General features: G+C 68.8%; 12 protein-coding genes. 6 read left to right on the top strand and 6 right to left on the bottom strand.

Features of this window, described 5'->3' with window-relative positions; all coding sequences use genetic code 11:
* Positions 1-41: 41 nt before the first annotated feature.
* The 4 genes from DDE10_RS12745 to DDE10_RS12760 all read right to left on the bottom strand — a co-directional run bounded on the left by DDE10_RS12745 (position 42) and on the right by DDE10_RS12760 (position 4000).
* Positions 42-953: a 50S ribosomal protein L11 methyltransferase gene (locus DDE10_RS12745; protein WP_284734636.1), complete on the bottom strand. Its 912-nt coding sequence runs from the start codon at positions 951-953 to the stop codon at positions 42-44.
* Between the two features lie 10 nt (positions 954-963).
* Positions 964-1671 carry an SDR family NAD(P)-dependent oxidoreductase gene (locus DDE10_RS12750; RefSeq protein ID WP_114953253.1) on the bottom strand — a complete coding sequence of 236 codons (708 nt, stop codon included), beginning with the start codon at positions 1669-1671 and terminating at the stop codon, positions 964-966.
* Positions 1672-1725: 54 nt separating this feature from the next.
* Positions 1726-2523, bottom strand: a complete 798-nt coding sequence (locus DDE10_RS12755) for an SDR family NAD(P)-dependent oxidoreductase (protein WP_114953158.1) — start codon at positions 2521-2523, stop codon at positions 1726-1728.
* Between the two features lie 139 nt (positions 2524-2662).
* Positions 2663-4000, bottom strand: coding sequence for a methyl-accepting chemotaxis protein (locus tag DDE10_RS12760; protein ID WP_114953159.1), 1338 nt, complete (start codon positions 3998-4000; stop codon positions 2663-2665).
* A gap of 182 nt (positions 4001-4182) precedes the next feature.
* Here DDE10_RS12760 and sdhC point away from each other — a divergent pair, with 182 nt between their 5' ends.
* The 3 genes from sdhC to sdhA are packed head-to-tail and all read left to right on the top strand — an operon-like array spanning position 4183 to position 6772.
* On the top strand, positions 4183-4578 hold the full coding sequence (gene sdhC, locus DDE10_RS12765) for a succinate dehydrogenase, cytochrome b556 subunit (protein ID WP_114953160.1): 396 nt from the start codon (positions 4183-4185) through the stop codon (positions 4576-4578).
* Positions 4578-4967 (top strand): succinate dehydrogenase, hydrophobic membrane anchor protein, encoded by a 390-nt coding sequence (gene sdhD / locus DDE10_RS12770; RefSeq protein ID WP_114953161.1) that lies wholly within the window; start codon positions 4578-4580, stop codon positions 4965-4967. Before sdhC ends, sdhD begins: the two co-directional genes overlap by 1 nt.
* Entirely contained in the window at positions 4967-6772 is a 1806-nt protein-coding gene (gene sdhA, locus DDE10_RS12775; RefSeq protein WP_114953162.1) for a succinate dehydrogenase flavoprotein subunit, read from the top strand. The genes sdhD and sdhA overlap by 1 nt, the downstream gene beginning before the upstream one ends.
* A 3-nt stretch (positions 6773-6775) precedes the next feature.
* Here the strand turns inward: sdhA and DDE10_RS12780 are convergent, their stop codons facing one another.
* Positions 6776-7252, bottom strand: a complete 477-nt coding sequence (locus DDE10_RS12780; RefSeq protein ID WP_114953163.1) for a hypothetical protein — start codon at positions 7250-7252, stop codon at positions 6776-6778.
* A 167-nt stretch (positions 7253-7419) separates the two neighbouring features.
* Here DDE10_RS12780 and DDE10_RS12785 point away from each other — a divergent pair, with 167 nt between their 5' ends.
* Entirely contained in the window at positions 7420-8400 is a 981-nt protein-coding gene (locus DDE10_RS12785) for an MBL fold metallo-hydrolase (protein WP_114953164.1), read from the top strand.
* 81 nt (positions 8401-8481) lie between these two features.
* Positions 8482-9879 carry a cell envelope integrity protein CreD gene (gene creD / locus DDE10_RS12790; protein WP_114953165.1) on the top strand — a complete coding sequence of 466 codons (1398 nt, stop codon included), beginning with the start codon at positions 8482-8484 and terminating at the stop codon, positions 9877-9879.
* Positions 9880-9945: 66 nt separating this feature from the next.
* On the opposite strand, the gene DDE10_RS12795 is transcribed toward creD, so the two are convergent.
* Positions 9946-12180, bottom strand: a complete 2235-nt coding sequence (locus DDE10_RS12795; RefSeq protein ID WP_114953166.1) for a beta-glucosidase — start codon at positions 12178-12180, stop codon at positions 9946-9948.
* Positions 12181-12315: 135 nt separating this feature from the next.
* Between DDE10_RS12795 and DDE10_RS12800 the strand changes: the two genes are divergently transcribed.
* Entirely contained in the window at positions 12316-13455 is a 1140-nt protein-coding gene (locus DDE10_RS12800) for a fumarylacetoacetate hydrolase family protein (protein ID WP_114953167.1), read from the top strand.
* The last annotated feature ends 2 nt before the right edge of the window (positions 13456-13457 follow it).

Consider the following 13457-nt stretch of genomic DNA (forward strand, 5'->3'; position numbering starts at 1 on the left):
GCGCTGATCCTATCCTCCTCGCGCCAACGCGGGGAGGATAATCAGGCCGCGCGCCTTCTTTTCCTCAGCACCAAAGTCGGCCATTCGCCGCGGTCGATCCGGCGCATCGGCGTCATCCGCTGGCGACGGTAGGCGGCGATCACCCGTTCGGCCTGATGATCGAGTAGGCCGGCGAGGATCAGGGTGCCGCCCGGCGTCACCGCGCCCGCCAACGCCGGCGCCAGGTCGACCAGCGGACCGGCGAGGATGTTGGCGAGGATGAGGTCATAGGGGGCGAGCGCCTTCAGCCGGGCGTGGCGCAGGCCGCCGGCGGTCACCAGCTCGATCTGCCCGCGCGCCCGACCCAGCGGGATGCGATTGATCACGGCATTCTCGGCAGCGACCTCGACCGCGACCGGATCGATGTCGGAGGCGATCGCGCGCGCCGAAGGCCACAGGCGCAGGGCGGCGAAAGCGAGCAGCCCGGTGCCGGTGCCGATATCGGCGATGTTGCAGTAGCGCGCGCCTCCCCGCTTCAAGGCGTCGAGCGCAACGAGGCAGCCGGTTGTGGTCTCGTGCTGGCCGGTGCCGAAGGCGCGGCCGGCGTCGATCTCGAAGGCGATGGCATCGGCCGGCACCGCGTCGCGATGAGCCGGCGTGTGGACGAAGAAGCGGCCGGCGCGGATCGGCTCCAGCCCCTGCTGGCTCAACGTCACCCAATCCTCGTCGGTGACCTTCTCGGCCGCCGGAAGGGCTCCGCCGGCGCTCGGCACCAGCGACGCGATCAGCGTCAGCTCGTCCGCCGTCGGCTCCGCCTCGAAATAGGCGTCGAGCCGCCATTTGGTCCCGGTCGGATCCGCCTCGCTCGTTACCAGTACGGGCGGCTCGTCGAGCACGGCGAACACGGAGATGTCCTCGCCGAGCGCTTCCGCTTCGGCCTTGGTGCAGGGCAGGGTGACGCGCCAGCTGCTCACTCGGCCGCCCTCAGCGGACAAAGCTGGCACCGTTCACGTCGATAACCGCGCCGGTGGACGAGGGGGGCGCGTCCACCGCGAGCCAGCGTGCCGTCTCCCCCACTTCCTCGGCGGAAGCGGGGCGCCCGAGCGGGATGTCGGCGAGGAAAGCGGCGCCGCCCCTGCTGGAAATATAGTCGTCGACCATGCCCGTGACCGTGAAGCCGGGACAGATGGTGAAGGCGTAGATACCCTCGCCCGCATAGGCCCGGGCGATGGTCTTGGTCATCGCCACCATGCCCGCTTTGGACGCGGCATAATGCCAGTGATCGGGGCTGTCGCCGCGATAGCCGGCGCGGCTGGCGACGTTGACGATCCTGCCGCCGCCTTGCGCCTTGAAATGGAGCACGGCGAGCCGGCACAGGTCCGCGGCGGCATGCAGGTTGACCTGCATCGTCCGGTCCCATTGCGCCGCCCAGGCCGCGGCATCGAGATCGATCGGCGCCGCCTCGAAGATGCCGGCATTGTTGATGACGACGTCGATCCGTCCGCCAAGCCGCTCGAGCGCCGTCTCCCACAGGCCCTGGGCCGCGCCCGGCTCGGCGAGATCGGCGGCGACAAGGCCGTCTTCACCCTTGGTGGAGTGGCCGACGACCTTGTGGCCGGCGAGCGCCGCGGCGATGGCGGCACCGATCCCGCGGCTGGCGCCGGTGACGAGGATATTGAGGGGCTGGGTCATGGAGGCCGAATAGGCCGGGAAGGGCCGGAGCAAAAGCCCTGACCCGGACAGACTCTAAACCTTCGACTTGTCCACCTTCTCCGCGGTGCCGGGCTCGGCCTGCTTGCGGTGCATCTCGGCGGCGGCGCCGCCGCCGACGACCTTGGCCGTGGCCACCTGCATCTTGTTCATCAGGCCATGGACGACGCTGCGCTCGCCGCGCATCATTGCGTCATAGCCGGTGCGGGCGACGTCGGCCGGATCGTCCTTCGCCATCGTGCCGACCTTGGTGTCCTTCAGGTCGGCCCGCTCGAAGAATTCGGTGTCGGTCGCACCGGGCTTCAGGCAGGTGACGGTGACCGCCGTCTCCTTGAGCTCGTTGCCGAGCGCGTCGGCAAAGCTGTCGATGAAAGCCTTTGTCCCATTATAGACCGCCTGGAAGGCGCCGGCGATATGCCCCGCGATCGAACCGGTGATGAGGATCCGGCCCTGGTTGCGCGCGACCATCTGCTGCGCAACCTTCTGGACGAGATAGACCGTGCCGGTGACGTTGGTATCGACGACGTGCCGCCACTCCGCCGGCTCCTGTTCGAGGAAGGCGCGGCCCAGGCCGTGGCCGGCATTGGCGAGCAAAGCATCGACCGGCCGCCCGGCCGCGGCTTCGAGCAGCCGTTCGACGCCGCCGAAGGTGGACAGGTCGGTTTCGACGCCTGTCACCTCGGCGCCGAGGCCCTGGAGAGCGCGCGATGCGTCGACCAGCGGCGTATCGGCGGCGACGATGAGATCGTAGCCGTCCTGCGCCGCGAGCTTCGCCAGCTCCAGCCCGATGCCGCTGGAGGCGCCGGTCACGATGGCAAGCTTGCGCTGGGTCATGAGAGTCTCCGTCCTGGAAAATTCCTCAACCGGCCGAACGGGAACACGGTTCCTGTCGTTCCGGGGCTGCATTTCCCCGGCACGAAAAAAAAGCCGGGACCGCAAGGCCCCGGCATCCTCTATTCCATCGTGGTTGGGTTCAGGCCGCGAAGCTCTGGACGAACTGGCCGGCGGTAGACTTGAACCGCGCCATCTCCTCGTCGACCTCGGAGAAGTTCTTCTCGACGTCATCGATCTCGGCGGCGACGCTCTCGGTGTCGGCACGGATCGCGGCGATGGTCGAGGACATGGAATCGGCCGCGAGCGCGGTCTCGTCGACGGCGGCGGTGATCATCGTCACGGTCTGCGCCTGCATCTCCATCGCCTTGCGGATGCGGTCGGCGCTCGACTGGACCTCGTCCACGGTCGACTGGATCGAATCATTGGCCTCGACCGTCTGCCGGGTTGCCGACTGGATCGCCGCGATCTTCGTCGCGATGTCGTCGGTGGCGCGGGCGGTCTGGTTGGCGAGGCTCTTCACTTCCTGGGCGACGACCGCGAATCCGCGGCCGGCGTCGCCGGCGCGCGCCGCCTCGATGGTCGCGTTGAGCGCGAGCAGGTTGGTCTGGCCGGCAATGTCTCGGATGAGGCCCAGGATCGATTCGATCGCCTCAACGTGCGACGACAGGGCCTGGCTGACCTCGACCGCCTTGCCGGCCTGCTCGCCGGCACGGGTGGCGACGCCGGCGGCGACCTCGACCTCGTTGCGGGCCTCCTCGATCGCCATGATCAGGCCGGCCGCGGTCTGCGCCGCCTCGCGCATCGCGACCGCCGATTGCTCGGCCGCCGCAGCGACCTCGCTGGTCTTGCCGAGCATGCCGCGCGCCGCCTGGCTCGCTTCCGCCGCCTGGGTGCGGACCTTGCGGCTGCCGCTGGCGGTGCGCTCGACGACGGTCATGATCTCCTTGTTGAACTCGGCGCCCTGGCCGCTGCGGCGCTCGCGCTCGGCGATCGCGCAGAGCCGGTCGTAATGGGCCGAATAGACGTCCACCTGGAGCAGGGTCATCCGCAGATAGGCTTCGGCGAGAGGGTAGCGGCGCTCCGCCTCGGCGCGGTCGAGGATGATCTGCTGGACGCCGGCCGAGAGCGCGGCGCTCCCGGCGAAGATGGCTGTAAGCGGCACGTTCGCGGAGGTCGCCGCGGCGACATGCTCGCCCGCCTGGTCGACCCAGGCCTGGCCGGTGAGGTTGGTATGCTTGGCCTCGAGATAGGGGAGGATACGCTGCGCCAGCGCGTCGATCTTCGAATCGGTGAGCGGCTGCTTGAGCGCCGGCGAGCGGGCATAGGCGGTCCAGAAGGCGCGGGCGAGCGCCATCTTGTCCGGTCCGATCAGCTCCCAGATCTCGGCGCAATGGCCCGCGAGAGACCCGTCCGGATCGAACATCGGCAGACGGCCCCCAATCTCGACCTCGTCCTGGCGCCCGGAAATCCCGACCATGATGCAGCTTCCCCTGGTGATGCTCCTGGACGCGTTTGTTAGTGCGCCATTGGTTAAGATCGTCTTAGTCATCGGCCTTCGATTGTGCGGCGAGCGCCGCGAATCGGGTTCCGCTCCCGCCGCTTGCAACGTTGCGCTTTCCGCCTAAAAGCGGCCCCAGCATCCCAAGGGGACCAAGCCTCATGCACCGAAATCCCTCGCGGCCCTTGTCGCCCCACCTGACCATCTGGAAATGGGGCCCGCACATGCTGGTCTCGATCCTCCACCGGGTCACCGGCGTCGGCGTCGGCATTGCCGGGGCGGCCGCCCTCGTCTGGTGGCTGCTCGCCGCCTCGGAAGGGGCGACGGCCTACGCCACGTTCCTGGAATGGGCGACCTGGGAATGGGCACTGCTGATCTGGATCCCGCTCAGCTGGGGCTTGATCCAGCACACGCTCTCCGGCCTGCGCCACATGGTGATGGACATCGGCGCCGGCTACGAGCTTTCGACCAACAAGACCTGGGCCAATATCACTGTCGTCGCCTCGGTGCTGCTGACCGTGCTGCTCTGGCTCTACATCTTCTACGGGAGGGGCTGATGTCGATGGAAATCCCGCTGGGCCGCGTCCGCGGCCTCGGTGCCGCCGGCGAGGGCGCCGAGCATTGGTGGCAGGAGCGGCTGACCTCGATCGCCGCCTTCCTGCTGCTCGTCTGGCTCGCGGTGTCGCTGCTGCGCCTGCCCGGCCTCGACCACCGCACCGTCGCCAGCTGGCTGGCCGACCCGTTCGCCGCGGTGCCGATGCTGCTGTTCGTCGGCGTCGCCTTCTGGCATCTCAAGCTCGGCCTGCAGGTCGTCGTCGAGGATTATGTCCATGACGACGGCAGCAAGCTCTTCTGGATATTGCTCATCAACTTCGCCAGCATCCTCGGCGCCGCCTTCGCCTTGTTCGCGGTGTTGAAGATCGCCTTCGCCGGGAGCGCCGAGTGATGGCGGACAGGGCGTATCAGATCGTCGACCATGTCTATGACGTCGTCGTGGTCGGCGCCGGCGGCTCGGGACTGCGCGCGACCATGGGCGCTGCCGAGAAGGGGCTGAAGACGGCCTGCGTCACCAAGGTATTTCCGACCCGAAGTCACACCGTCGCCGCCCAGGGCGGCATCGCCGCCAGCCTCGGCAATATGGGTCCGGACCACTGGACCTGGCACATGTACGACACCGTCAAAGGCTCCGACTGGCTCGGCGACCAGGACGCCATCGAGTATCTCTGCCGCGAGGCCCCGGCCGCCGTCTACGAGCTCGAACATTATGGCGTGCCGTTCAGCCGCACGTCAGAGGGCAAGATCTACCAGCGCGCCTTCGGCGGCATGATGCAGAATATGGGCGAAGGGCCGCCGGCGCAGCGTACCTGCGCAGCCGCCGACCGCACCGGTCACGCCATGCTCCACTCGCTCTACCAGCAGAGCCTGAAGTACGACGCCGACTTCTTCATCGAATATTTCGCGCTCGACCTGATCATGGAGGACGGCGAGTGCCGCGGCGTCGTCGCCCTGTGCATGGAGGACGGCTCGATCCACCGGATCCGCGCCCATGCCGTGGTGCTCGCCACCGGCGGCTATGGCCGCGCCTATTTCTCGGCGACTTCGGCGCATACCTGCACCGGCGACGGCAATGCGATGGTGCTTCGCGCCGGCCTTCCGTTGCAGGACATGGAATTCGTCCAGTTCCACCCGACCGGCATTTACGGCGCCGGCGTTCTCATCACCGAGGGCGCGCGCGGCGAGGGCGGCTATCTGACCAATTCCGAAGGCGATCGCTTCATGGAGCGCTATGCCCCCTCGGCCAAGGACCTGGCCAGCCGCGACGTCGTCTCACGCTCGATGGCGATGGAGATCCGCGAGGGCCGCGGGGTCGGCAAGGACAAGGATCATATCTACCTTCATCTCGATCATATCGATGCGAAGATCCTCGCCGAGCGCCTGCCGGGCATCACCGAGACCGGCAAGATCTTCGCCGGCGTCGACCTGACCCGCCAGCCGCTGCCGGTCGTTCCGACCGTCCATTACAATATGGGCGGGATCCCGACCAATTATCATGGCGAGGTCGTCACCCTGAAGGACGGCAATCCCGACAGCGTCGTGCCGGGGTTGTTCGCGGTCGGCGAGGCCGCCTGCGTCTCGGTCCACGGCGCCAATCGGCTGGGTTCGAACAGCCTCATCGATCTGGTCGTGTTCGGCCGTGCCGTCGGTCACCGCGTCGGCGAGATCATCAAGCCGGGGAGCCCGCTGCCGCCGTTGCCCAAGGGCGGCGACGATCTCGCTCTGTCGCGGCTCGACCGCTTCCGCCAGGCTTCGGGCGGCAGCCCCACCGCCGAGATCCGCCTGCAGATGCAGCGCACGATGCAGGCCGACTGCGCCGTCTTCCGCACCGAGAAGACGCTGGACGAGGGCAGGGGCAAGATCGACGAGGTCTACAAGCGCCTCGAGGATGTCCGCGTCACCGACCGCAGCCTCATCTGGAACACCGACCTGATCGAGACGCTCGAGCTCGACAATCTGCTCGGCCAGGCGGTGGTGACGATGCATTCGGCCGCCAGCCGCAAGGAAAGCCGCGGCGCCCACATGCACGAGGATTATCCGACCCGGGACGACGTCAACTGGCTCAAGCACAGTATCGTCTGGTTCGAAGGCTGGGGCGGCCAGGGCGGCAAGGTCACCCTCGATGGCCGGCCGGTCCACGACTACACGCTCACCGACGAGATCGAGTACATCAAGCCCAAGGCCCGGGTGTACTGAGCTTCAGGCGCTGCCGTTGAATCCGAAATGGGTGAAGCGGCCCGCTTCGACCTCATATTCGACTCCGAAGAAGTCGGGCCCGCCGTCGCAGACGATCACCGGTTCGCGCCGCCATCGGTCCGGATCCTGCTCGTGGCGTGCCATGTCGGCGGGAAAGAAGCTGCCATAGACGTACCGGCGACCGCCGCGGACTAGGCCGACATATTGACGGCGCCATCCGTCCGGCGCGCGACCCAGTCCGCGCCCGGCCTCTTGCGTCTGCAGCGCGCCCGGAAGCGCCGACTCAAGCGCCGCTATGTCCGCCGGCGCGGGCGTCCAACTGCCCTCGCCGGCGTCGGGCGTCGACCGCGAACATTGGTCGAGAAGGACGGCGCCCTGCCGCCCTGGCAGAATGACCGCATCCGGCGGCAGGGTGGCCGCCGCGGCGCCGCTGCAGGCGGCGAGGGCGAACGCGATCAGGATCGAGCGGAACGTCATCATCGAGTCTCCGAAGCCTCGACGAGAATGGGCGCCGCCTCGGCTTTCCGAGGGCTGAACGTGCCGGCCTACCTTCGTCGAAGGTCGCGCCGGCTTGGCCGAAACGATCCGTCATTCTCGTCGGAGTGATCTAGCCTGGGCCCGCGGCGGACGAGATCAGGGGAGTTGCCATGCGCTCATCGATGCTTCGCGCCGCCTGCCTGCTCGGCTTTTCCGCCCTAGCCTTGCCCGCCGCCGCTGAGCCGGATCCGTCACCGGCGGGTTGGCACGTCGTCCCCGGCAGCTTCGAGCCGGGCCGGGGTCCCGACGGCAATTCGGTCTTCCTCGATGCGCCCGGAGGGCTGATCCTCGTCGACACCGGGCGGCATCCGGCGCACCGCGATCGCCTGCTCGGCTACGCCCGGACCCGCGGCAGGCCGATCGCCGCCATCGTCAACACCCACTGGCATCTCGATCACAGCACCGGCAATGGCGAGATCCGCGCTGCCTTTCCGGAGGCGCCGCTTTACGCGACTTCGGCCGTGGAAGGCGCGCTGGCAGGCTTCCTCCGTGACGGGCGCGCCCGCGCCGAGACGATGCTGACCGCGGGCGACGTGCCGCCGGAGCGCGAGGCCGAGGTCCGCCGTTTCCTCGCCGTCATGGACGCGCCCGACGCGCTCCGGCCGACCCGTCCGGTCGTCCGTTCGGGCGAAGTCGAGGTCGCGGGGCGCCGGCTTCAGCTGAACGTCGCGCCTTTCGCCGCGACCGAGGCCGATCTGTGGATCTTCGATCCGGATTCGGGCCTGCTCGTCGCCGGCGACCTCGTCGTCGCCGAGGTTCCGTTCATGGACACCGCCTGTCCCGAGGGATGGCGCGAGGCCCTCGCGACTGTGGCCGCGACCCCCTTCACCACGCTCGTGCCCGGTCATGGCGAGCCGATGGATCGCGCCGCCTTCGCCGCCTGGCGCTCCGCCTTCGACAATCTGCTCGATTGCGCAGCCTCGGACCGCGCGAAGGACGCGTGCGTGGCCGGTTGGCGCCGCGACGCCGCCCGCTTCATCGCGCCCGGCCGCGAGGCGATGATCGATGAGATGACCGGCTATTATCTCGAAACGCGCCTTCGCGCCGCACCGGAGGAGCGGCAGCGTCATTGCCGGCATTCGGCCTCATAGAGAACTCTGCAATATAGAGTTGACAGACGAAACGTGCCACTTGTACGACGAGCAGAGTTCAACCGCAGGGAGTCCTTCCCCATGTCACTCGTCTCGACGGAGCGCTCGCCCGGCGCCAAGCTCGGCCTCGCCTTGTTCATCGGCTTCCTCCTCTCCTTCCCGCTCTTCGCCGTCTGGCTCCTGCTCGACGACCGCCAGCAGCAATCGGAATTCGCGCAGGCGTCGATCGCGGAAGGATGGGGCGGTCCGCAGACCCTGTCCGGGCCGTTGCTCGTCATCCCCTATCGGGTGACGACCAGCGAGACGGTGATGGAGGGCACCCAGCAGGTTACCCGCTCCCGCCAGAGCTGGCAGGAACTCACCCTCTCACCGGAGCTATCGAACCTGGAGACCGAGATGCGCCCGGAGCGGCGCACCCGGTCGATCTACGAGGTCGTGGTCTATGAGGCGACGACGCGCGGCCAGGCGCGCTTCGCTTTCCCGCAGGATATTTCCCGCTTCGGCGTCGCTCCCGCCGACATGGACCTTTCCCGCGCCGAGCTTCGCTTCGGCCTTTCCGATCCGCGCGGACTGGTCGGCAATCCCCGCGTCTCCGCCGGCGGCCGCGCGCTGCGCCTCCAGCCCGGCGGAGGCGGCGGACCCGGCTTCTTCGCCTGGGTCGACGCGGCGGCCCTGGCCGGCGGCGCGATCCTCATCGACTATGCGTTCGATTTCCGCGGCAACCAGGCGCTCGGCCTCGCACCGCAGGCCGGCGAGACGCATTGGCGGCTGACCTCGCCCTGGCCGCATCCCAGCTTCCAGGGCGGATTCCTGCCGGTGGAACGTCAAATCGGCCCGGAGGGCTTCGTCGCCACCTACCGGGTCGGCAATCTTGCGCTCGGCTCTTCGCTCGTGAACATCGGCGGCGCGGCTGCGACGGTGCCGGCACCGAACACCGCCACCGATCGGTACCAGGGGGAGGCGGAGGCGCCGGCGCCCCAGGGCGGCGGCCTCGCCCAGGTGAACCTCGTCCAGCCGGTCGACCTCTATTCGCGCGTCGATCGCTCGGCCAAATATGGCTTCCTGTTCATCGGCTTCACCTTCCTGGCCTTCCTGCTGTTCGACATCATCGGCGGCGTGCGCGTCTCGCCGGTGGAGTATCTGCTGGTCGGCGCGGGGCTGGTGCTGTTCTTCGTGCTGCTGCTCGCCTTCGCCGAGGTGATCGGCTTCACGCCGGCCTACATCGTGGCTTCGGCGGCGATCGCCGGGCTGAACACCGCTTATTCGGCGGCGGTGCTGAGGAGCTGGCGCCGGGCCGGGTTCATCGGCGCCTTGCTGGTCGGCCTCTACGCCCTGCTCTACATCCTGCTGAGCCTCGAGGATCTGTCGCTGGTCATCGGGTCGCTGATGCTCTTCGTCGCGCTGGCGACGGTGATGTACCTCACCCGCAACATCAACTGGGGCGCCCGTCCGGGCGAGGCGGAGCCCGCGGCGGCCTGACCGGGGGAGGCGGCCCCGGCCCCGCCGCCGCTCCGGCATGGGAGCGCGAGCCTCGGCTCGCGCTCCCTATCTCGTGGGGCGCCAGCCCACCGGCAGCCTGCGCTCGGGCAGGGTCACCGTCACCGTCTCCGCGATGTCGCGCGAGGATTCGCCCAGCATGATCCGGTACTCGCCCGCCGCGATCCGCCATTCCCGGCTCGGGCTGTCGTAGACGGCGAGCAGCCGCGGATCGAGCGTGACGCTGACCTCGCGTTCGGCGCCCGGCTCGAGCTCGACGCTGGCGAAGCCGGCGAGTCGCTTGGGCGCCTCCCAGCCGCCGGCTACGGGGCTCACATAGATCTGGGCGATGTCGCGGCCGGCGCGGCGGCCGTCATTCTCGATCCGGAAGCTGACCCGCACCTCCTCGCCCCCCGCGTCGGCGCGCAGCCGCGCATAGTCGAAGTCAGTGTAGGAAAGGCCGTGGCCGAAGGGGAAGAGCGGCTCGAGCTCGCGCGCGTCGAACCAGCGGTAGCCGACCTGCGCGCCCTCATGATAGTTGACGCTGAACGGCTGGTCCTCGCCGAGCCCGACGCCGTCCAGCACCGGCCGCGGCAGCTGGCTCTCGTCCCGGGGGAAGGTGATGGGCAGGTGGCCGGAGGGGTTGGCGTGGCCGAACAGCAGGTTGGCGATCGCCTCGCCGCCGCTCGTCCCCGGATACCAGACCTCGAGGATGCCGGCGACGCGCTCGGCCCAGGGCATCAGCACCGGCCCGCCCGTCTGGAGGACGACGACCGTGCGCGGATTGGCGCGCACCACCGCCTCGACGAGCGCGTCCTGATCGTCGGGCAGCGTCATCGAAAAGTCGCGCGATTCGCTCGTCCACTGATTGGCGAAGACGATCGCGACATCGCTCTCCGCGGCCAGCCGCGCTGCCGCCGCCGGATCGCTTCCCTCATCGAAGCTGATCGAGGCATTGGGCGCCTGCGCCCGGATCGCGGCCAGCGGGGACGAAGGATAATAGACGATCGGCCCCGGCCAGCTCGTCGGTTCGAGGCCCGGCACGGCATTGCCGCCGATCGGATAGACCTGGCTCGATCCGCCGCCGGACAGCACGCCCCGGTCGGCATGTCCGCCGATCAAAGCGATGCGGCGGGTCTCCGGGCTCAGCGGCAGGATGCGGTCCCGGTTCTTGAGGAGCACGGCCCCGCGTTCGGCGGCGGACCGGGTCACCTCGGCATGGACGGCAAAATCGATCGGGCCGATCTCGACCGGGTGATCGACCAGCCCATGGGCGAACATCGATCGCAGGATGCGCCGGGCCATCTCGTCGAGCCGCCGCGGCGACACCTCGCCGCGGGCGATGGCCTGCCGCAGCGGCGCTGCGAAATAGGGCTGGTCGTCGAAAGGAAAGCCGGATTGCTGGTCGAGCCCCGTATTCGCCGCCTGCACTGTGCTGTGCACGGCGCCCCAGTCCGACATCACGTAACCGGGCCAGTTCCAGTCCTGCCGCAGCACCTGGGTGAGCAAATAGGGGCTCTCGCAGGAAAAGGCGCCGTTGACCTGGTTGTAGGCGCACATGATCGATCCGGGATCCGCACGCTCGATCGCGATCTGGAAGGCGAGCAGGTCCGACATGCGGGCCGGAGCATCCTCGATCACCACGTTGACCCAGTCGCGGCCGGTCTCCTGGTCGTTCACCGCGAAATGCTTGATCGTCGAGATGATGTGGTTGGACTGGATGCCCGCGACATGGGCACCGACGATCGTGCCGGCGAGCAAGGGGTCCTCGCCCCCATATTCGAAGTTGCGGCCGTTGCGCGGCTCCCGCGACAGGTTCACGCCGCCGGCCAGCATGACGTTGAATCCCGAGGATCGGGCCTCGGAACCGATCATCGCGCCGCCGCGCCAGGCAAGCTCCGGGTCCCAGCTGGCCGCGGTCGCGATGCCGGAAGGCAGAGCCGTCCGCTCCCGCTTGTCGCGGGCGCCGCCCTGGGTGGCCACCCCGATGCCGGCGTCGGTCTGCCATTGCGGCGGGATGCCGAGCCTCGCTATTCCCGGGACGTAGCCGGCCGATCCCTGACGCGCCTCGGCTGCCGCCCGGAAGTCCCGCGGCGGGAAGTCGGTGCCGAAATAGCCGAAGATCAGCCGCATCTTCTCGTCGCGGGTCATTCGGGCGAGCACAAGCGCGGCGCGCGCGTCCGGATCCAGCGACGTGTCCATCCAGGGCCGCGCGGTCGACCGCTGGGCCGATGCCGGCTGGCCGCCAGGGGCAAGGGCAAGAGCGGTCGCGGCAGCGAGCGCGGCAAGACGGCCTTTTCTCATCACATCCTCCCGTCGCGCCGGTCGTTTCGGCCACGCAAGCCTGCTTGACAGCGGGCCGGGCACGGCCGATGTGAGCGCTAACACAAACAACAATACAGGGGATGGATCGGCTTGGAAGCCCTTTCTGCTGACGCCATGCTGCCCGAAGGTGCGGCCGAGGCGCTCCTCGTCGGGCGAATCGATCTCGGCGAGGGGCCCACCCCCGTCGTCGTCCGCAATGGCTGCGTCGAGGATGTGTCCGCCACCGCTCCGACCATGGCCGATCTGCTCGACAGCGACGACCCCTCCTCGGCCGGCGGACCCGTCCTGTTCCCCGTCGACGAGCTCGTGCGCCGCGCCGCGGCCCAGACGCCCGGCCGACCGTTCCTGCTCGCGCCCTTCGATCTGCAGGTGATCAAGGCAGCCGGCGTGACCTTCGCCGTCTCGGCGATCGAGCGGGTGATCGAGGAGAAGGCGCGCGGCGACATGAATGCGGCGGCCGCGGTGCGCGGCCGGCTCGAGGCGCGGATCGGCTCCGGCATTCGTTCGGTCGTCCCCGGATCGTCCGAGGCGGCCGAGCTGAAGGCGGCCTTGATCGAGGACGGCATGTGGTCGCAATATCTCGAGGTCGCGATCGGCCCGGATGCGGAAATATTCACCAAGGCCTCGCCGCTCGCTCCGGTGGGGTGGGGGGCCGAGATCGGGGTCCGGTCCGATTCCGGCTGGAACAATCCGGAACCCGAGGTGGTGCTCGCCGTCGACAGCCACGGCCGCGCCCGCGGCGCGACCCTCGGCAACGACGTCAACCTCCGCGACTTCGAGGGCCGCAGCGCCCTGCTGCTGAGCAAGGCCAAGGACAATAACGCTTCCTGCGCGATCGGACCCTTCATCCGCCTGTTCGACGACCGGTTCACGATGGACGACGTGCGGTCCGCCGAGGTGGCGCTCACCATCGACGGGCCGGAAGGCTACCGGCTCGAGGGCAGCAGCTCGATGCGCGAGATCAGCCGCGACCCGGAGGACCTGGTTCGTCAGGCGCGCAGCGAACATCATTATCCCGACGGCTTCGCTTTGTTCCTCGGCACGCTCTTCGCGCCGGTTCAGGACCGGGACGAGCCGGGCCGCGGCTTCACCCACAAAAGGGGCGACGTCGTCCGCATCTCGTCGCCCGGTCTGGGGACCCTGGTGAATCGGGTGACGACGTCGAAGGACGCGGCGCCCTGGCGCTTCGGCACCCGCGCCCTGATGCGCAACCTCGCCGCGCGAGGGCTCATCGGGAGCGGGCAGGCGTTGTGAGA

It is taken from the genome of Sphingosinicella terrae, from assembly GCF_003347635.1.
GTDB lineage: Bacteria > Pseudomonadota > Alphaproteobacteria > Sphingomonadales > Sphingomonadaceae > Allosphingosinicella > Allosphingosinicella terrae.

Excerpts from the sequence above, each read along its gene's own strand:
- sdhC (WP_114953160.1), top strand. The coding sequence starts at position 4,183 with ATGCACCGAAATCCCTCGCGGCCCTTGTCGCCCCACCTGACCATCTGG.
- DDE10_RS12755 (WP_114953158.1), bottom strand. The coding sequence starts at position 2,523 with ATGACCCAGCGCAAGCTTGCCATCGTGACCGGCGCCTCCAGCGGCATC.
- DDE10_RS12795 (WP_114953166.1), bottom strand. The coding sequence starts at position 12,180 with ATGAGAAAAGGCCGTCTTGCCGCGCTCGCTGCCGCGACCGCTCTTGCC.
- DDE10_RS12780 (WP_114953163.1), bottom strand. The coding sequence starts at position 7,252 with ATGATGACGTTCCGCTCGATCCTGATCGCGTTCGCCCTCGCCGCCTGC.
- DDE10_RS12785 (WP_114953164.1), top strand. The coding sequence starts at position 7,420 with ATGCGCTCATCGATGCTTCGCGCCGCCTGCCTGCTCGGCTTTTCCGCC.
- DDE10_RS12760 (WP_114953159.1), bottom strand. The coding sequence starts at position 4,000 with ATGGTCGGGATTTCCGGGCGCCAGGACGAGGTCGAGATTGGGGGCCGT.
- sdhA (WP_114953162.1), top strand. The coding sequence starts at position 4,967 with ATGGCGGACAGGGCGTATCAGATCGTCGACCATGTCTATGACGTCGTC.
- sdhD (WP_114953161.1), top strand. The coding sequence starts at position 4,578 with ATGTCGATGGAAATCCCGCTGGGCCGCGTCCGCGGCCTCGGTGCCGCC.
- DDE10_RS12800 (WP_114953167.1), top strand. The coding sequence starts at position 12,316 with ATGCTGCCCGAAGGTGCGGCCGAGGCGCTCCTCGTCGGGCGAATCGAT.
- DDE10_RS12750 (WP_114953253.1), bottom strand. The coding sequence starts at position 1,671 with ATGACCCAGCCCCTCAATATCCTCGTCACCGGCGCCAGCCGCGGGATC.
- creD (WP_114953165.1), top strand. The coding sequence starts at position 8,482 with ATGTCACTCGTCTCGACGGAGCGCTCGCCCGGCGCCAAGCTCGGCCTC.